This window comes from Enteroscipio rubneri (genome assembly GCF_002899715.1).
Taxonomy (GTDB): Bacteria; Actinomycetota; Coriobacteriia; order Coriobacteriales; family Eggerthellaceae; genus Enteroscipio; species Enteroscipio rubneri.
Window position 1 is genome coordinate 85,034 of the sequence record NZ_PPEK01000002.1, and the last position, 18,965, is coordinate 103,998.

Sequence of the window (18,965 nt, forward strand, 5' to 3'; positions counted from 1 at the left end):
AAGGCGTGCTCAGCAAGAAGGAACAGCAGCTGCTCGATGCGCTGGCCCCCCGCGCGGAGGCCGAGGGCGTCGAAGTCGTCACCGTGGAGATTGTGGGGGCGAAGAAGGCGCCGACGATACGCGTGTTTATAGACACGCCCGACGGCGTGAGCTTTGACGAGCTGTCGACCGCGCAGGCGTGGATCAACGACATCATGGACGAGCTCGATCCGTTTCCCGGAGCGTATACCCTTGAGGTATCCTCGCCGGGCATCGACCGCCCGCTGCGCACGCTCGATCATTTCGCCCGGTTCGCGAACGAGACGGCCGTAGTGAAGACCACCCAGCCTTGCGAGGGGCGCAGCTCCTGGACGGGGACGATCCTTTCCGCGAAGGAAGGGCTTGTCGTTCTCGACGTGGACGGCGAGTCCGTGCAGATACCGTTCGATACCATCAAACGTGCCCGCTTGAAGGGCGCGATCGATTTCGGCTCCTAGAGCATTCGGAGGAAAGGAAGCGAAAACGTGGCAAGTTCAGAACTGATTGAGGCGCTGCAGGCGCTGGCCCACGAACGCAAGATCGACGAGTTCTACCTCATCGAGCGTCTGGAGCAGTCGCTCGCGAAAAGCTACGAGCGCATTCTGGATCTCGAGTGGGACGCGCGCGTGACCATCGACCGCCAGACGGGTCGCATTTATGTGTATGAACTGGTGCCCGTGGGCGAACCCGACGAGGAGACCGGCGAGTACGAGGAATACGAAGAACGCGACGTCACGCCTGCCGATGTGAGTCGCATTGCCGCTCAGAACGCCAAGGGCGTTATCGCATCCATCGTGCGCGAGGCCGGCCGTCAGTCCATTTTCGAGGAGTTCTCGGACCGCGTGGGCGATCTTGTGACGGGCACGGTCTTGCAGGGCACGCCCGACTTCACCATCATCAAGATCCGCGATGGCGTGGAGGCTGAGCTTCCGCACTACGACGTGAAGCGCAATCCGAACGAGCGCAACGAGCGCCCGGCCGGCGAGCACTACCGTCACAACCAGCGCCTGAAGGTGCTCATCATCGAAGTGCGCGATCCGAATTCCGATGCGCCGAAGATGCGTGGCGAGCAGGCGCGGCCTCCCATCGTCGTGTCGAGGACGCACCCTGATCTTATCCGCCGCCTATTCGAGATCGAAGTGCCCGAGATCTACGACGGGATGGTGGAAATCAAGTCCATCGCCCGCGAGCCGGGCGCGCGCTCGAAGGTGGCCGTCGCCTCCCGTGAGGCGAATCTCGATCCGGTGGGCGCGTGTGTGGGTCCCAAGGGCAGCCGCGTGCGCATGGTGGTTGAAGAGCTGCGCAACGAGCGCGTCGACGTGATCCAGTGGGCCGAGGATCCGGCCGTCTACGTGGCGAACGCGCTGTCGCCGGCCAAGGTCACGCGCGTGATGGTGGACGAGGAGAATCATTACGCCACCGTCATCGTGCCCGATGATCAGCTGTCGCTCGCCATCGGCAAGGAGGGGCAGAACGCGCGTCTGGCCGCGCGCCTCACAGGATGGCATATCGACATCAAGAGCACGAGTTTCACCGGCGAGCCGCTCGCCGCATCCGACGGCAATATGCTCATCGATGAGGCCGAGATCGACGATGACGAAGCGGGGGTGTGCGCGTTCGTGGGCGAAGACGGCGTCCGCTGCCGCAACCATGCTCGTCCGGGCAGCCGGTACTGCGGCGTGCACGCCGAGTTCGACGAGGTATAGGTCGAAGCAGGAGAGGGGCGGTTCCATGGCGACAACGAAGCGGCAGCGCAGCTGCATCGCATGCGGGAAGCTGGCCGGCAAGGCCGAGCTCATGCGCATCGTGCGCGACCCGTCCGGCGTCGTGTCGTTTGACAAGACCGGCCGTGCGCCGGGCAGGGGGGCGTACGTCTGCTCCGAGGAGTGCTTCGCCGCCGCATGCAAGAAGAAAAAGCTCGACCGGGCGCTCAAGGCGACGCTCGGCAGCGACGAGTACGACAGGATCGCCGCCGACGTCGCAACGCACGCGCGCGAAGCGAGATAGAAGTAGAGGAGTGGTATATGGCCAGCATGCGAGTACATGAGTTGGCGAAGGAATTCGATATGTCGAGCAAGGAGCTGCTCGACAAGCTGCAGCAGATGAAGATCCCCGCGAAGAGCCATGCGAGCATGCTCGCGGACGCTTACGTCGATAAGATACGCAAGAACCTCGAGCCCGAGATCAAGCAGCGCGCGGGCAAGCTGGAGGATGAAGAGGCCAGAAAGCTGGCTGAAGAGCAGGCCGAGGCCGAGCGCAAGCGCGCCGAGGAGGAGCGCGCCCGTCGCGAAGCCGTGGAGCAGGAGCGTGCCGCCCGCGAGGCCGAGCGCGCGCAGCGCGCCGAGGGCTCGTCCGACGATGAGAGCGGCGCGGGAGCCGATGGTTCCGACAAGCCGAAGAAGGCGCCTGCATCCTCGCCGTTCGAGAGCCTGGCAAGCCAGATCGAGAGCGAGAAGGAGCGTGTCGCCCGCGAGGCCGCCGAGGCCCGAGCCCGAGCCCGAGCCGCCAAGATGGCGGCCGAGGTCGCCAAGAAGCAGGCGGTGGAGGAGGCGCTGCGCAACCGCAGCTCAAAGGGCTCCAAAAGCGCAACAGCAGTGCAGAACGCCAAGAAGCCTGCACCGGTCTTGGGCGCGAAGAAGCCCGCATTCGACTCGCTGCTTTCCCAGATCGAGGCCGAGAAGCAGCGTATCGAAGCCCAGAAGCAGGCGCATCCCGCCGCCGGCGCGCGCCGCGGCGCCAAGCCCGAGCGTCCAAAGAAGGGCAAGAAGGGCGCATCGCACTTCGAGCAGGTTGTTCCTGAGCTGGAGATGCAGCAGGTTTCAGGCGAAGACCGCTACGCCCAGATGGCCGTGCAGGCCGAGAAGCTGCAGCGGGACAAGGTGCTGGCCGAGGCTCGCGCTGCCGTAGCTGCCGCCACCTCGCACGAAGGTGAGGGCCGCCGCAAGAAGCGCAAAGAAAAGCGCGAAGCCGAGAACCGCGAGCGTCTCGAGCTCGAGGCCATTGAGAAGGGTCTCGATCCCACGCTCGTCCTCGACGATTCCGTCGTGGAGATACCTCAGGGCGCTACGGTGGCGAAGTTTGCCGAGATCCTCGGCGTACAACCCAACGACGTCATCAAGCGCCTGTTCATGTTGGGCCAGGTGCTTACGCTCACCCAATCCATGGGCGACGAGCTGGTGGAGCTCATCGCCGACGACATGGGCCGCAAGGTGCGTGTCGTGTCTCCGGAAGAGGAGTACGCAGTCGTCTACCACGATCGCGATGAGGACCTCAAGCCCCGTCCGCCCGTCGTCACCGTCATGGGCCACGTCGACCACGGCAAGACGTCGCTTCTGGACGCCATCCGCGACACGGGCGTTGCCGCGGGTGAGGCCGGCGGTATCACGCAGCACATTGGCGCGTCGGTTGTGAACATCGACGGTCGCAAGATCACGTTCATCGACACGCCGGGCCACGAGGCGTTCACGGCCATGCGCGCCCGCGGCGCCCAGGTCACCGACGTCATCGTGCTCGTGGTGGCCGCCGACGACGGCGTCATGCCGCAGACCGTCGAGGCTATCAACCACGCGAAGGCGGCCAACGTGCCCATCGTGGTGGCGGTGAACAAGATCGACAAGCCGGGTGCGAACCCCGACCGCGTGCGTCAGGAGTTGACTGAATACGAGGTCATTCCCGAAGAGTGGGGCGGCAAGAATATGTTTGTCGAGGTGTCCGCGAAGCAGAAGCTGCACATCGACGATCTGCTGGAGACCATCCTTCTGCAGGCGGATGTGCTCGAACTCAAGGCGAACCCCGACGCCGAGGCTTCCGGCTTCGTCATCGAGGCGAATCTGGACAAGGGCCGCGGACCGGTGGCCACCGTGCTCGTCCACCGGGGCACGCTTCATCCGGGCGATGTCGTGGTGGCGGGCGCCTCCTACGGCCGCGTCCGTGCGCTCATCGATCCGCGCGGCAAGCATGTGGACGAAGCGCTACCGGCCGACCCGGTGGAGATCCTCGGCCTCAACAGTGTTCCTACCGCCGGCGACGAGTTCCGGGTGTTCGAGGACGAGCGCGACGCCCGCAAGCTGGCCGAGGAGCGCGCGCTGCGCGCCCGCCTGGCCGAGCAGGAGACGAAGTCTCATGTGAGCCTGGACGACCTGTTCAGTCGCATCGAGGAGGGTAAGCAGACCGACCTGAACCTCATCGTGAAGGCCGACGTGCAGGGCTCTATCGAGGCGCTGCGCGACGCGTTCGAGAAGATGGACCAGTCCGAGGTGCGCATCAACATCGTGCACTCGGCCGTGGGCGGCATCACCGAGACCGACGTCACGCTGGCCTCCGCCTCCGACGCCATCATCATCGGCTTCAACGTGCGCCCCACGGGCAAGTCGAAGGTGCAGGCCGAGAAGGAGAAGGTGGACATCCGCCTGTACCGCGTCATCTATCAGGCTATCGAGGAGATCAACGCCGCGCGCGTGGGCCTCTTGTCCCCCGACATCGTGGAAGAGGATACCGGCATCGCCGAGGTGCGCGAGACCTTCAAGGTGCCGAAGGTGGGCACCGTGGCCGGCTGCTACATCGTCGAGGGTGAGTTGCACCGCGACGACAAGGTGCGTATCGTACGCGACGGCACCGTGATCTTCGAGGGCGTCATGGCATCTTTGCGCCGCTTCAAAGACGACGTGAAATCCGTGAAGCAGGGCTACGAGTGCGGTATCGGCATCGAGAAGTTCCAGGACCTCAAGGTGGGCGACACCATTGAGGGGTACGTCGTGAAAGAAGTCGAGCGCACGGAATAGCGAGAAGGACCTGCTCCGCGAAGCGCCCAGCAATGCTCAGTCGCTCGGCAGTCCTGCTCGCGCGAAACCTCCAGTGGACGTTTCGACTCGTGCGGAACTCGCTTGGTGGGCACCGCCGGACGCCCCGCTATGGCAACTTTGCGGTTACCGTGACGGGGCGTCCCTTTTCGACCGCTCCCCTCGCGGTATGCTGGACCTAAGGGCTGACGTTGGATGCCGAGGTCGCTCGGTTAGCTAGAAGCCCTTTTTGTCATCCTGATCGTGTGAAGCGAGGCGAAGGATCCAGCGCAGCGCTGACTGGAAACGAAATGCCTCTTCGGAAGGAGATGGGACCATGAAGCAGAGTTCATCGAACCGCAAGGTCAACGAGCAAGCGCGCGAAGTGATTGCGAGCATCCTTTTGTTCGAGATATCCGATCCGCGTCTTGAGCTGGTTACCATTACGGGTTGCGAGGTCAGCTACGATCGCAGCGTATGCAACGTGTTCTATACCACCGAGCCGGAGCGCTATGACGACGTGGCGGCAGCCTTTCAGAAGGCGTCGGGAGCTATCCGATCGTTGATGGCGAAAAAGCTTTCGTGGAGGGTAGCGCCCGAGCTGCGTTTTTTACTGGATACGAGCGTGGATCAGGCCGAGCGCATTGCCACGGCGCTTGAGCGGGATGCGGTGCGCAACAGGAAACCCATCGACGTTCAAAGCGATGTGCCGGCCGATGCCGATGCGTTCGCCGAACATGAGGTCGAAGCTCAGGCTTCGGCCGAGCGTGACGAATAGGAGGCGCCGATGGCGGTCACGCCCCAGACGAACATTGATCTTCCCTCCGTTGCGCGTTTCCTTGCGTCCCGCGACGATTTTGTCATCTGCGGGCATGTGAGCCCCGATGGGGACTGTCTTGGCTCTCAGTTGGGGCTGGCCGCCGCTTTGCGCTCGCTCGGCAAACGTGCGACCTGTCTGCTGGCGAAGGACGAACCCGTCGATACGCGGCTCGGGTTCTTGCCCGGCATCGCGGATATGGTTCCGGCCTCGTCGTTTTCGGGCGAGGCGGTCACGTTTGTCGCGGTGGATGTGCCCACGCGCGAGCGCATGGGAGAGGCCGCTGCGGCATTGCTCGACCGCTGTGCTGCATCGCTCACGCTCGATCACCACGCTGCCGATACCGCGATGACCGAATTGGCGTACGTTGATCCGGAAGCTGCATCCGTTACGATGCTCGTGTGGGAAGTTGCGCGCCTTATGAGAGCGGATCGCGTGGGCGATGTGGCTACGTGCTGCTATACAGGCCTTGTGACCGATACGGGCCGCTTCCAGTATCAGAACACCGACCGCGCAGCGCTCGCTGCTGCTGCGGACATGGTGGGCGCAGGCGCCGATCCGTCTTCAGTGTCACGCGAGGTCTTTCAGAACCGCAGCTTGGCGTCCATCCGCCTTGAGAGCATTGCTGTCGATCGCATGGAGCTGGAGGCTGGCGGCTCCGTCGCGCTAAGCTGGCTCTCATTGGCTGATTTCGCTGCCTTGGACGCGGTCAAGGCTGATGCAGAGCCCGTCATCGATGCGCTGCGCTCGGTGGCTGGCGTGCGGGTTGCCTGCGTGCTGCGCGAGCAGGACGATGTCGTACGCGGCAGCATCCGCGCGAAGGATGATACCGACGTCGCCGCCATTGCTCGGCACTTCGGCGGAGGCGGCCACCGGGCTGCCGCCGGTTTTACGCTCAAGCGCTCGCTCGAGGAAGCGCGCGGCATCGTGCGCAGGGTGCTCGTCGAGGCTGTCGGCGCTGGTTGCGACCGGGCGGTTGATGCAGTCCGTCCATCCGAGGAGGCGCGCCGGGCGTGAAGAGGGGGACGTCGGGGCGTTCGCTTGTCGTCGGAGTGAACAAGCCTGCCGGCATGAGCTCGCATGATGTTGTGAACCGCTGCCGATCGATCTTCGAGGAACGGCGCGTGGGGCACACGGGGACGCTCGATCCCATGGCGACCGGTGTGCTTCCCGTGTGCGTTGGCCCGGCGACGCGGCTGGGGCCGTATCTGACCGGCCACGACAAGCGCTATCGTGTAGCGGTCGCCTTCGGTGCGGGCACCGACACCGACGATGCCGACGGTGCCGTGGTGCGGACGGCGCCGGTGCCGAGGCGCGTGCTTGACGAGGGGTTCGCCGCTGCATTCGTCGCCGGGCTCGTAGGTTCTCGCAAGCAGATGCCTCCTGCTTATTCCGCCGTCAAAGTGGGCGGCAGAAAGTCGTACGAAGCTGCCCGGGCCGGCACCATCATCGACCTTGCGCCGCGCGATATCACCGTGTACGATGCGCGGCTCTTGGCTGTGCGGGAGGTCGGTGCACGCGATTATCCCGTGTGGGACATCGAATTCCACGTGTCGAAGGGGACCTATATTCGTGCGCTTGCCCGCGATGCGGGCCTGGCGCTCGGGTGTCCGGCGCACGTTGAGGCGCTTGAGCGCACGGCAATCGGCATGCTCGGACTCGAGGAGTGCGCGAGCCTCGAGGCTCTTGCCGAGCTGAAGGATCGTGCTGCGCTCGATCCGGTGCGTCTGCTGGGCGTTCGCTTCGCCTTCGTATCGAAGGACCTGGCGGGAAAGGCCGCGAACGGAGCGCAGCTGCCGTCAGCCGCGTTGGAGCTGTTCGAGCGAAGGACATCGCCGCTTTCCGCGGAGTTCTGCGCCTGCACGGCGGGTGTGCGGGAGAGCCTCGAGCCTCCTGCAGATGGCGAGCTTGTCGCACTTGTCGCGGAAAACCGACTTGCGGCGTTGTACGAGTACGATGAGGCGCTCGGCTGGTACCGGGCGCGGTGTGTGTTTCAGAAGGGGGTGTCTCGTGGCGGAGATCTATAGAGTCGACGCATCGTTCGACCACAGCTTTTTCAAGGACTCGTCGTGTGCCTTCGGCGTTTTTGACGGCGTGCACCTGGGGCATCGTTTTCTGCTTGGCTGCGCGCAGAAAACAGCACGCGAGAGCGGCGGAAAGAGCATTGCGCTCACGTTCGATATTGACCCCGACGAGACCTTCCATCCCGAGCGCTTGAAGAAGCTTATGGGAAACGACGAGCGTCTCGCCATGCTTGCAACGACGGGGGTCGATGCTGTTGTGATACTTCCGTTCACACGGGAGTTCGCTGCGTCGAGTCCTGAAGAGTTCCTTTTGCAGACGTTCGACGGTACTCCTCCTGCATTCCTGCATGTAGGATTCGATTTCAAATTCGGCGCTCGTGCTGCGGGCACGGTCCGGGATCTTGATGCGTGGGCTTCGAACATGGGAACGCAGGTGTGCGCGCATGGCCTCAAGAGCGAGGATGGCGCGCCCATCACGGCCACGCGCATTCGCCTGCTTTTGGCGGAAGGTGATATCGAGGAAGCGAATCGCCTGTTGGGTCGCCTGTACTTCATGACAGGGACGGTCTCTCCGGGACGCGGGGAAGGGGCCGACTTCGGTTTCCGCACGGCCAATCTGACGGTGCCCGATCAGTTGCGCCCGCTCAGCGACGGCGTTTACGCTGCTTGGGCCGATGTCGACGGCGCCCGATTCAAGGCTGCTGTGAACGTCGGCGTGGCGGCGACGTTCGCCGATCGTGCCACGGCGACCTGCGAAGTGCATCTGATCGATTTCGACGGCGATCTCTATGGCAAGCGCGTGAAGGTGGAGTTTGCGCACTGGTTGCGCCCCATGCGCAAGTTCGACGACCTTGACGAGCTTATCGCGACGGTCAAGGATAACATAACCTGGGTGAAGGAGAACCTGTAGAACGTCCTTTCCGCTTTCGGCTTCTGCCGAAGGATCTTTACGAAGGTCCGACGGCGTCCAGCCATTGGGGGGAGCGTTCTGAAGATTTCTCGAACAGGTTGCCGTATTGCACGATGGCGTAGGCGTTCAGGGCATCGTCGACGTCGGTCTGCTCGCCAAACCAGTGCCAAGAACCGTCGGCTGTGAGGAAGCCGTTGAGGTTAATGGCGGGTATGCGCTCGCTCGTGGTCAGCAGGAAGCTCTGGTAGCTCGTCAGCGGCAGGCCGGCAACTCCTGCAAGGCGCGCTCCCAGGTAGTTGAGGCTCGTGCGCTGCCCACACGGGGCGAGGGCTGTGCAGGCGTCGCCTTCATCGTCGGGGGCCGGGTTGTCGTTCGCGTCCATGGGCTCTGCGGCGAGCGGAGCAGCGCCGTTCTCGAGCGCCTTCTCGTTTGCCCATATCAAATAGGGGACAGTATAGCGTTCCTGCACGGCTTCCAATCCGATTTCATCGGCGGTGGAGCCGTCATGGGTGGCCTCGAATAGCCAGTCGCTGAATCCGGGTTGGTGGTCGCCGAAGAAACAGAGCACGACGGGACGATCAAGCCCGTCGAGCCGCTCGGTCAAATACGCCAGATCCTGATCGGCCTGACGGATGCAGCTTGCGTATTCGTCGAGGTCGGTAGATTCCGATCCGTCGGCCAGCGGCACGGAGACGGCCAGCTCCTCGCCGATCCCTCCCGTGTCGTATCCTCCATGATTCTGGATGGTGACGTCGAACACGAACTGCGGTCCGACCTCCTCGGCGAGGAGGTCGAGCACGTAGTCGTACGTCGCGCGGTCGGTGGTGAGGCCGCGCAGCGTGTCCGCGCCGCCGAACACTGATATGTCGGAGAACTCGTCGAAGCCGAGCTGCGCATACACCCGGTCACGGCGCCAGTTTTCGGCTTCGGCCGGATGGACGGCGTGGGTGCCGTAGCCGAGCGCCGACAGATACGACACGAGGCTTTCCGTGCCGTCGAGGTCGTAGAGCACGTACGGATACACGCCGCCGCCGAGATGGCCCATGCTCGAGCCGGTGAGGAACTCGAACTCGCTGTTGCATGTGCCGCCGCCCAGCGCCGAGACATATGCTTCGCCTGCATCGAGGGCCGATGCCGCGATGTCGTAGTACGCAGCGGGCCGTGCCTCGGTTCCAGCCAGTCCGGGGTAGCGCGAGAGATCTGCGAATGTCTCGTTCATGATGGCGATGACGGAAGGCGGTTCTTGATCGGATACGCGCTGCGCCGGCACGGGTGCGTGGGCGGCTAGCAGCTCGTCGGCGGTCTGCGCGTCATAGCCTTCGGGGCGGGTGGGGGAGAGGTCCTGGGCGCGCTTGAGGAAGCAGAGGGCTGTTCCCTGCTCGGCGTAGGATTCCTTCACGCCCCAGACGTCCACGGTGCAGCCGTAGGCATCCTCCAGATTGCACGAGGTGATCCATATTCCGAATCCGGCCGCCACCACGAAGGCGGCCGTTGTGCTGAGGGCTGCACGTCGAATGGAAAGCCGCACTTTTGGTACGAACGCGAGCAGCGTGCAGTACCCCGCGAGCATGACGATACATTCGAGGAGACGAGCGTCGAGCAGGTAGGAATAGCCTGAGCCCACCGATGCCGCCGTCGAGAGGGCGAAGAGGTCGGCGGGCACCACGGGCTGACCTTTGAACAGGATGACGTAGTGGTTTGCCGCGCCCGCGATGAAGCAGGCTGCGAGGAAAGCGGCCACTGCGGCGCGCGATTGCTGTCCGAGCGCGTAGACGAGCGCGAAGAGCGCGGCGAGCACGCACAGGTTGACGAGGATATAGTACGGGTCGATGCTTAAAAACCCCTCGTTCGACGGTCGCTCTATAAGGTAGAAGCTCAAGGGCACGGCGAACGCGATAAGAAGGGGTCGCGCTCGCTTCCAGCCTGCCAGGGCGCGCGTGGAGCGTCGTTCGCGCAGAAGCAGGGCTGCTCCGCAGAGCGCCAGGCAGAAGATGGACGCCGCTGTGCCGAAGACGGGTGCGTCCACGCCTCCCAATGCCGCGTACAAGCCGATCGACGCCGCTACGACGAAGCAGGCGACCGCGGCGGCGATGGAATTGCGCGCGGGTCGGGGGCTCGTTGTTGCGGCGTTGGCTCCATATGCCGAGTTCGCAGCGGACGCTGCGCTGCTGCCCGGTGATGATGACATGAAACGCTCCTCGAACTGGGTGCTGAAAGACTGCTGTTTCGTTTTCGAAGTGCACAGTATAACCGTTCGGCAGGCGTGTGCGCTCGCGTCCGCATGCCAGCGGTTGCTCGCACCGGTGCGCCGACCGGGGTTTTTGCTCTGCAGTCCAAAAAACTGCGATTCGGACTTCACATTACCTGCAAATCCCCTAAAATGAGGCAGTTGCGATCTTCCCACCTCAATGCCCGGTGCGAAGGCCGCATCGGTTCGTGTCGGTCAAATCAAGGAGGAATCACGTGACTACTGCAGTCGCATGGATGGCTCCCGTGTGCGCCCTGATAGGCATCTGCATGGCGGGCTACCTCGGATCGTGGGTGCTTCGGCAAGACCCCGGTCCGGACAAGATGAACAACATCTCTATCAAGATCCAGCAGGGCGCCAAGGCGTTCCTCATGAGCGAGTACAAGCTGCTCGTCATCTTCATGGTGATCGTGGCCGTCGTGATGGCTGTGGCACTGTCGCCCATCACGGCGCTCGCGTTCGTCACGGGCGGCGTCATGTCGGCCGCCGCGGGCTATGTCGGCATGCACGTGGCCACGCGCGCAAACACGCGCACCGCGTACGCCGCCGAGGAGTCGGTGGCCAAGGCGCTGAACATCAGCTTTAAGTCCGGCCTTACGATGGGCTTGTGCGTGGCGTCGTTCGCGCTGCTGGGCCTGTCCCTGTGGCTCATCGCCATGGTGTTCGGACTGGCCATGGGCGTGGACATCAACGCCGAGCTCGCCAACCTCATGCACACGAACATCGGCATGGTGGAGGGCTTCGCTACCGGCGCTTCCGCCGTAGCGCTGTTCGCCCGTGTGGGCGGCGGCATCTACACGAAGGCGGCCGACGTGGGCGCCGACCTCGTGGGCAAGGTCGAAGCGGGCATTCCGGAGGACGACCCTCGCAACCCGGCCACCATCGCCGACAACGTGGGCGACAACGTGGGCGACGTTGCGGGCATGGGCGCCGACCTGTTCGAGAGCTATACGGGCGCGATCCTCGCCCCCACTATCCTGGCGGCCACGTTCGGCGCGCTGGGCGGCTACTTCGCCACAGGCGACCTCGTGTGGGCGCTCGTCACGCCCGTGATCATCGCGGGTTGCGGCATTATCACGTCCATCATCGGCCTGTTCGCTGTGCGTGCCAAGGAGGGCGCGGCGTTGCACAAGGCGCTCAACCGCGGTACGTATCTGGCTGCCGGCATCGAGATTATCGTAATCTTTTGCCTGTTCTACATCTGGAGCACCCAGTCTGTCGAGGCGCAGCCTCTGTGGCTGTTCGGCTCGGTATTGTGCGGCCTTGTCGCAGGTCTTGCCATAGGCAAGATCACCGAGTACTTCTGCTCCGATAAGTACAAGCCGGTGCACAAGATCGCCGACGCGGCCGATACCGGCGCGGCGACGGTCATCATTGAGGGCATCGGCACGGGCATGCTCTCCACCATCGCGCCCATCGTATTGGTGGCGCTCGCTATTATCGGCGCGTTCACGTTCGGCAATATGGCATTCCCGCTTGCCTCCGCCGAAGGCGGCATCGCCGTGGGCCTGTTCGGCGTGGGCCTGGCCGCGACGGGCATGTTGTCCAACACGGCCATCACCATCGGCGTGGATGCCTACGGTCCCGTGGCCGACAACGCGGGTGGCATCGCCGAAATGGCGGGCCTGCCCGAGGAAGTGCGCGATCGCACCGACGCTCTGGACGCCGTGGGCAACACGACGGCCGCCATCGCAAAGGGCTTCGCCATCGCATCCGCGGGCCTGTCGGCTATCTCGCTGTTCGTGTCCTACCAGGCCACGATGCATCACGCCATCCCTCAGTTCGAACTGACGCTCACCGACCCGCTCATTGTGGCAGGTATCTTCATCGGCGCGATGATGCCGTTCATGTTCGCGGCCCTCACCATGGGCGCGGTGTCGCGTGCGGCCCACGCGATGGTGGAGGAAGTGCGCCGCCAATTCCGTGAGATCAAAGGCATCATGACCTACGAGGCCGAACCCGAATACGACAAGTGCGTGGCCATCTCCACGTCCTCGGCGCTGCGCGAGATGATGCTGCCCGGCATCTTAGCCATCATTGTGCCGGTCGCCATCGGCTGCTTCAACCCGGCCATGCTCGGAGGCTTCCTGGCAGGCGCCGTGGCTACCGGCATGCTCATGGCCATCTTCATGTCTAACGCCGGCGGCGCATGGGACAACGCGAAGAAGTACATCGAGCAGGGCCATCACGGCGGCAAGGGCTCCGAGGCCCACAAGGCCGCCGTCGTGGGCGACACCGTGGGCGACCCGTTCAAGGACACCTCGGGCCCGTCCATGAACATCCTGATCAACCTGATGACCATCGTGTCGTTGACGTTTGCCCCGCTGTTCATCATGATCCAGGGTATTCTCTAGGCTTAACGCCTTCTCATCTGGTTTAACGAGCCCCGGCTAATGGGCTGCCTCCCATTTCTCGAACTAGAGAAATGGGAGGTTTTTTTATGGCGGAGAGGCGTGAATGGCAAATTCATGAACTTGAACAGAAGTCTTCTCTGTCTAAAGCGTTAAACCTCTGGAAAAATCAGAAAATGAAGATGAAAAGGGATTATTTGAAAGGTAAAATCGACCATGTCGAAAGCTCATTCGCTTCAAAAAAGTGAAGATCGAGATCGCTTCGATTTCTACGGGCGTTATGTTCTACTGGTGCGCATTTCACGGCGATTTGGATGCTGCAAGTTTGATCGATCGAAAACTTGCGAGCTACTTGTCAACGATCGAGGTGAAAAACTGAAGCAGTCCCCTGGGGGTGTCTGCTGTTGATTTTGGAAAACTCGGCTGCGATCGGCAGGCCCGAACTTGGTTCCGCATCCTGCAAACGGACAAGCCGGGCTGCTGCGCAGCGCAGAGGCGAATGCTAATCGGAGATGCAAACAGGAGGATGCTATGGGTGGATTGAAGGGGCTGAAGGTAGTCGACCTCACCGTGTTCGCGGCGGCGCCAGGGTGCGCGCGTCTGTTGGGCGAGCTGGGGGCGACAGTATACAAAGTCGAGCGCGAGATCGGCGATGACCAGAGGACGCAGGGTGTGTCGTGGGGCATGAAGTTCAAGACCGATGCCGATGACGCAGCATTCGATTGCGGCGGTTTCAACCGTAAGTGGGTTTCGTTGAACTTGAAGACCGAGAAGGGCATGGAGGTCATGATGCGCCTTCTGGCTGACGCCGACGTGTTCATCACGAGCAATCGCACCCCGGCGCTCCGCCGCTTGGGACTTGACTACGAAACGCTCCACGAGAAATACCCTCGGCTCGTATGGGCGCAGCTGCGTGGGTACGGCGAACGCGGCGAGATGGCCGACGAGCAGGGATTCGACGCGATAACATACGGTGCACGTGGGGGAGTAACCATGAGCTTTCCGAACGCGGGCGAGCATTTCGAGGTGGGCAACTGCCCCGTTGCTTTCGGCGATTGGAACTCCTCGAACGCGCTTGCCGTGGGCGTTTTGGCGGCGCTCTGGAACGCCGAGCGCACCGGGGTGGGGGACAAGGTGGTGACGAGCCTGTACCATGTCTCCAACTGGGGCATGATGAGCGCGATCTGCGCTCAGCAGCAGGGGCAGCCCCACCCGAAGAACCGCGCCGAGGCTCCCTGTCCGACCAACAATAGCTACGTTACATCCGACGGCGTGTGGTTCGTGATGTGCTTCGGGAACTACAACAAGTTCCACCGCAAGGTGTTCGAGAGTATTGGAATGGATTCGCGTTACTGGGAGGATCCGGAGTACAACAGCCTCGAAGCTCTCGCTCGTAACGGCAAGAACGTCGAGGTCATCGCCGAGATGGAGCGAATCTTCAGGCAGAGGACCTGGGCGGAGTGGGAGCCGTTGCTCGTCGAGCGGGAGCTGGCGTGCGAGCGATGCCGAACGGTGGCCGATGTCCTGGAAGATCCCGAGGCGTTCGCCAACGACCAGCTGCGTCGCGTGCAGTACGACGATCAGGGATACGGCTCCGACAACTCCTACACTGTGACCACTGCTCCCGTGCGTCTGGCGAGCCTTGGGGATCCGGTGCTCTACCGGTCTCGTCCCGTGGGCTATGACACGCGCGAGGTATTGGAGGAGCTGGGCTTCTCCAATACTGAGATTGATGAGGCTGATGCCGAAGGAGCGGTTTGCTGCTATGCCGGTGCGCCCATGCCCGAGAGCGTGCTCGCACCCAGCTACGGCATCAGCCCCGCAAACGCCGCCGAGGCCGCCGAGATGGCAGCCGCCCGTGCGGCCGAGGAGGCGTCCTCGCGCTAGCAGGCGCCTCGCTGGCTATCTGCCGCTCCAGGAGGGTTCGCGCTTCTCCGCGAACGCTCGCGGGCCCTCCTGCGCATCTTCGGTTGCGTTCACGAGCTCTTGGTAGCGATCCATGATCGCCCAGCCTTTGCCAGGGCATAGGTCGTTTTCGGCCGCCGCCTCCTTCATGGCGGCCTTCGAGTATTCCACGGCCAAAGGCGCGCTCTTTACGATGCCTGCGGCAAGCTTGCGTGCCGCAGGCATGAGCTCTTCTTCATCGACGACGCGGCTCACGAGTCCCCAGTCGCACGCTCGTGCCGCATCAATGTTGTCGCCCACCAGGATCAGCTCGGCAGCGTATTTATGGGGGATCTGCTGCATGAGCCGCAAGATGGCGCCGTCGCCGGTGGATGCCCGGCCGTGGCGCGCCTCCGGAAGCCCGAAGACGGAGTGCCGGCTGGCGATGGCGATGTCGCAGGCAAGCACAAGGCCCATGCCGCCGCCGACGCACACGCCGTTTACGGCGGCAATGAGCGGCTTTTTGAACGCATGCTTCGACATGCCGAGCAGCCCCCAGTCCTCTTTGCCAGGCGGCAGATGATAGGTGCCTGCAGCGAGTTCTTTCAAGTCGGCGCCTGCACAAAAGCACGTGCCAGCATTCGTGAGGATGCAGACGCGCTGCGTCGGATCGTCGTCCCAGCGCTCCAGCTCGTTGGAAAGTTCCTGCATCATGAGCGAGCTCATTGCGTTGCGCGCCTCAGGGCGGTTCAACGTGATGGTCAGCATCCCATCGCGTGCCTCGGTTCGTATCGTCTCATATGCCATAGCCGTTCCTTCCCCCTCGTTTGTGTCCTTTATTGTAGGTCAAGGCAGCCGACAAGGCTATGACAAGCCGGCTGCAGTTTCGGATTCGGAGTGGACCTGCGGGTCGAAAGCGGCTTGCGACGCGATCGTCCGGACTCCGGCGACCCCGCCCTGTCGTCGGTTCTCGATGCAAGGGGGTGACCCCGGGGGGGGGTGCTGTTATGGTATGCTGATCTTATCTGCCTTCAGAAGAAGAGGAGCTGCATGGCGGAAGATTCCAGCACATCACGAGGGCGTTCGCGATTCTCGTTCAGGCGGATGGCCGTATGCGGCGTTCTGCTTGCGCTCGCTTCCGTCGTGGCCGTGTGTCTGACCGGTGCCGTTATCGCGGTGTACGATATGCAGCACGAGGCCGATGTGACGCTTGCGGCAGCCCAACCTCGCATAGAAGACCGCATCGATGAAACGTTCAAGCTGCTCGAGACACTGTCCGAACATCCTACGCTCTCCGATCCCGACGTCGATGTCATGGAGAAGGTGAATCTGGTCGACGCAGTGAACGAGCATTTCGGGTTCTTTTTATTGTGCTATGTCGACGAAGACATCAACGTGTGGGATGCCACGGGAGCCGCTAGCCTGGCCAGCCGTTCGCATATGCAGCGCGTGTACTCCACCGGCCAACGCTACGTCACCGACAGCTTCGTGGCGGGCGCGGACGGAACGACGCTCAACTACACCATCATCGTGCCGTTGCGCGACGAGCAGGGCGCGATGACGGGCTCGGTGTTCGCGTCCATATACTTCGACGAGATCATGGCCATGCTCGACGACAGCCTTGCCAGCTCCTATGTGAAATCCCTGGTGATCGGCGGTAAAGGGCAGGTTATGTCCGCCACTTCGGGTTTCGTGTACGACGACCCTTTCCTCGATCCTATCCGTGACTCTATCGCCTTCGGGATGACGGCCGACACCGTGCAGAGCGAGCTGCTCGCGTTGAATCCGGTGAGTTTCTGGACTGTAAACGGCTTAGATGTGAAGTACTACACGGTCGCTCCCATCGCGGAGACCGAGTGGGATGCTGTGTGCGTGACGAGTTTCTGGGAAGCCTACTCCAAGGTCATGTGGGCTATCTCTCCCCTGGCGCTTGTGGCTGTTGTCTTGATAGCCACGGCCTTCCTTATCATAAGGCGCAGCTTCATGCGGCAGATGCAAGAAGCGCGCACGTTGGAAAGGTCGGTGTCGGAACTGCAGAAGAAGCTTTATAGCGACGATCAGCCCGCCGACGCCGGCATAGCCGACATCCTCGAGCTCACTTCTTCGGGTCTTTCGGACGGCCTGACGGGCACGATGACGCGCTCCGTGTTCGCCAGCCGTTTGCAAAACGTGCTGGAGAACGCCGACGACGGCATCTACGCACTTTGTTTCATCGATCTCGACGATTTCAAGCATGTTAACGACACGTTCGGCCATGCGACCGGCGACGTTGCACTCAAGAGCGTCGGGTACCTTCTACGGGAGTATGAGCGTCGCTACGACGGGCTGGTGGGGCGTTACGGCGGAGACGAGTTCACGCTGCTCATGACCGACTTCGACGATAGAAGCGAGCTGTATCGCGTTCTCGAGGAGCTCACGAGCAGCTTGCATGCAGACGTCCAAACCACCGGCTCCGCATTCTCGGTCCACTGCAGCGTAGGCGTGTCGGTATGGGATCATCAGGCGAGCGCAGACGAGCTCATGAAACAAGCCGACAGCGCGCTGTATCGCGTCAAGCAGCGCGGGAAGGAGTCGTTCTGCATCTACCAGGACGAGGAACGGTCATGAAACGGAAAGGCCTTCGCGGCGCTGTTGAGTTCGCGGCGTTCTCTCTTGTGGTGATTGCAGCGTGCGCTGCGCTTGGACTATTCGTTTATGGAGAAGTGGAGAACGCCCGCAGACACGATGCGGACAACGTGTTGGCTTCCTTCCAGCAGACCATTACCTTGAAGCTGCGCGGCGATCTGAGCCAGACGAGCGATTTCGTCGCCGCTCTCAAGGTGGATCCCGACGATGAATCTTGGTTGGCCGCCTCGGCGGCCGAGTTGCTCGAACGCGACGAGGCGATCTACATGGGATACGTGGTGGACGAGACGATGCGCTATGCGTTTCCTGAGGATCGGTTCGCCGACTTGGTGGGACGCGATCTTACCCAGTTCACCTATGTCTATACGCTTGCCAAGTGGATCGACGGATTCGTTGTCGAAGGCCCGGTCGAGCTCTCGAACGGTATGCAGGCGTTTTTGTTCATCGAACCAGTGGACGTCGATGGTGCGTATTACGGTGAGATCGCGGTTGGCTTGAAGGCGGAGTACGTCATCGACCAGCTCGATCTTTCGATGCTTGAAGACGAAGGTTACCTCTATGAACTGTGGGCGGTCAGCCCTCAGGACGGTCGCAAAGACATCATCGCCGTTTCGAACGGGGGGCATGATTTCTCTCACGGGGCCAAGACATCCTTCGACATGCCCACCCAGTGGACGCTGTCCATCATGCCGGCAGACGGCTGGGTTCCGCAGTCGTGGATGTTCTGCATTGCGGCGTGCTCGGTCGGGTTCGCGCTGCTCGTCGTCGCCGCCGCGTTCATGGCTCTGCGCATACGCCGCATGCGCCAGCGGATCGAAAGAGAGAAGCGCATCGACCAGGAGACGGGGATGTTCACCTACGACGGCTTTGTCGAGACGTTCGATAAGGCAGCGGGCGGCTCGGGGGAGCCGCTCACACTGATCTGCCTGATGGTGGACGATTTCGAGAAAACGGCGTTCGCCATCAGTTGGGAAGCGCGCCGCTGCTATCTGGGGAAGGCGCGCGAGGAGATCGATGCCGTCGTGCACAGCAGCCATGTGGAAGCCCGCATCGGCAGCGGAGCCTTTGTCGTTGCCGTTCGCGAACGGATCGAAACGCATGCGCTCGCGGACCTAATGCGCGCGCTCGAGCTGGCTCTCATGTGGAAGGTCCGCATCGACGGAAAGAAGACGTTCTGCCGCGTGCGGTCGGCGGCCGTATACTATCCAGAGGATGGCGCCGACCTGACCGCTCTTGTGGAGCGCACGATATCGCTGCTTGAGCGCGATAAACCCGAAAGTTGCGCGCCGGCACGGAAGCGCCAAGGTTAG

General features: G+C 62.6%; 14 protein-coding genes. 12 read left to right on the plus strand and 2 right to left on the minus strand.

The annotated features are described in order from the left end of the window. Positions 1–5: 5 nt before the first annotated feature. The 8 genes from C2L71_RS03135 (at position 6) to ribF (ending at position 8,547) form a co-directional block, all read left to right on the plus strand. The gene (locus tag C2L71_RS03135; RefSeq protein ID WP_103264337.1) at positions 6–476 is read left to right on the plus strand and encodes a ribosome maturation factor RimP; all 471 of its coding nucleotides are present in this window, start codon (positions 6–8) and stop codon (positions 474–476) included. A gap of 27 nt (positions 477–503) precedes the next feature. Further along, positions 504–1,724 (plus strand): transcription termination factor NusA, encoded by a 1,221-nt coding sequence (gene nusA, locus C2L71_RS03140; RefSeq protein ID WP_103264338.1) that lies wholly within the window; start codon positions 504–506, stop codon positions 1,722–1,724. Positions 1,725–1,749: 25 nt separating this feature from the next. Beyond that, positions 1,750–2,025: an RNase P modulator RnpM gene (gene rnpM / locus C2L71_RS03145; protein WP_103264339.1), complete on the plus strand. Its 276-nt coding sequence runs from the start codon at positions 1,750–1,752 to the stop codon at positions 2,023–2,025. Positions 2,026–2,042: 17 nt separating this feature from the next. Further along, positions 2,043–4,799: a translation initiation factor IF-2 gene (infB, locus tag C2L71_RS03150; protein ID WP_103264340.1), complete on the plus strand. Its 2,757-nt coding sequence runs from the start codon at positions 2,043–2,045 to the stop codon at positions 4,797–4,799. A gap of 334 nt (positions 4,800–5,133) precedes the next feature. Continuing rightward, a complete protein-coding gene (rbfA, locus tag C2L71_RS03155; protein ID WP_103264341.1) occupies positions 5,134–5,574 on the plus strand; it encodes a 30S ribosome-binding factor RbfA in 441 nt (146 codons plus the stop codon). A 9-nt stretch (positions 5,575–5,583) separates the two neighbouring features. Further along, positions 5,584–6,630, plus strand: coding sequence for a DHH family phosphoesterase (locus tag C2L71_RS03160; protein WP_103264342.1), 1,047 nt, complete (start codon positions 5,584–5,586; stop codon positions 6,628–6,630). Continuing rightward, positions 6,627–7,640 carry a tRNA pseudouridine(55) synthase TruB gene (gene truB / locus C2L71_RS03165; protein ID WP_103264343.1) on the plus strand — a complete coding sequence of 338 codons (1,014 nt, stop codon included), beginning with the start codon at positions 6,627–6,629 and terminating at the stop codon, positions 7,638–7,640. The genes C2L71_RS03160 and truB overlap by 4 nt, the downstream gene beginning before the upstream one ends. Continuing rightward, complete coding sequence (gene ribF / locus C2L71_RS03170; protein ID WP_103264344.1) at positions 7,624–8,547, plus strand: riboflavin biosynthesis protein RibF; 924 nt, start codon at positions 7,624–7,626, stop codon at positions 8,545–8,547. The genes truB and ribF overlap by 17 nt, the downstream gene beginning before the upstream one ends. Positions 8,548–8,584: 37 nt before the next feature. Here the strand turns inward: ribF and C2L71_RS03175 are convergent, their stop codons facing one another. Beyond that, on the minus strand, positions 8,585–10,735 hold the full coding sequence (locus C2L71_RS03175) for an LTA synthase family protein (RefSeq protein ID WP_103264345.1): 2,151 nt from the start codon (positions 10,733–10,735) through the stop codon (positions 8,585–8,587). Positions 10,736–11,031: 296 nt separating this feature from the next. Here C2L71_RS03175 and C2L71_RS03180 point away from each other — a divergent pair, with 296 nt between their 5' ends. Together C2L71_RS03180 and C2L71_RS03185 are read left to right on the plus strand one after the other, a co-directional pair. Then, a complete protein-coding gene (locus C2L71_RS03180) occupies positions 11,032–13,149 on the plus strand; it encodes a sodium-translocating pyrophosphatase (RefSeq protein WP_187143253.1) in 2,118 nt (705 codons plus the stop codon). A 528-nt stretch (positions 13,150–13,677) separates the two neighbouring features. Next, positions 13,678–15,033: a CaiB/BaiF CoA transferase family protein gene (locus C2L71_RS03185; protein ID WP_103264347.1), complete on the plus strand. Its 1,356-nt coding sequence runs from the start codon at positions 13,678–13,680 to the stop codon at positions 15,031–15,033. 15 nt (positions 15,034–15,048) lie between these two features. On the opposite strand, the gene C2L71_RS03190 is transcribed toward C2L71_RS03185, so the two are convergent. Then, a complete protein-coding gene (locus C2L71_RS03190; protein ID WP_103264348.1) occupies positions 15,049–15,837 on the minus strand; it encodes an enoyl-CoA hydratase/isomerase family protein in 789 nt (262 codons plus the stop codon). A 243-nt stretch (positions 15,838–16,080) separates the two neighbouring features. Here C2L71_RS03190 and C2L71_RS03195 point away from each other — a divergent pair, with 243 nt between their 5' ends. Together C2L71_RS03195 and C2L71_RS03200 are read left to right on the plus strand one after the other, a co-directional pair. Further along, complete coding sequence (locus C2L71_RS03195) at positions 16,081–17,637, plus strand: GGDEF domain-containing protein (RefSeq protein ID WP_103264349.1); 1,557 nt, start codon at positions 16,081–16,083, stop codon at positions 17,635–17,637. Then, positions 17,634–18,965 (plus strand): GGDEF domain-containing protein, encoded by a 1,332-nt coding sequence (locus tag C2L71_RS03200; protein WP_103264350.1) that lies wholly within the window; start codon positions 17,634–17,636, stop codon positions 18,963–18,965. Before C2L71_RS03195 ends, C2L71_RS03200 begins: the two co-directional genes overlap by 4 nt.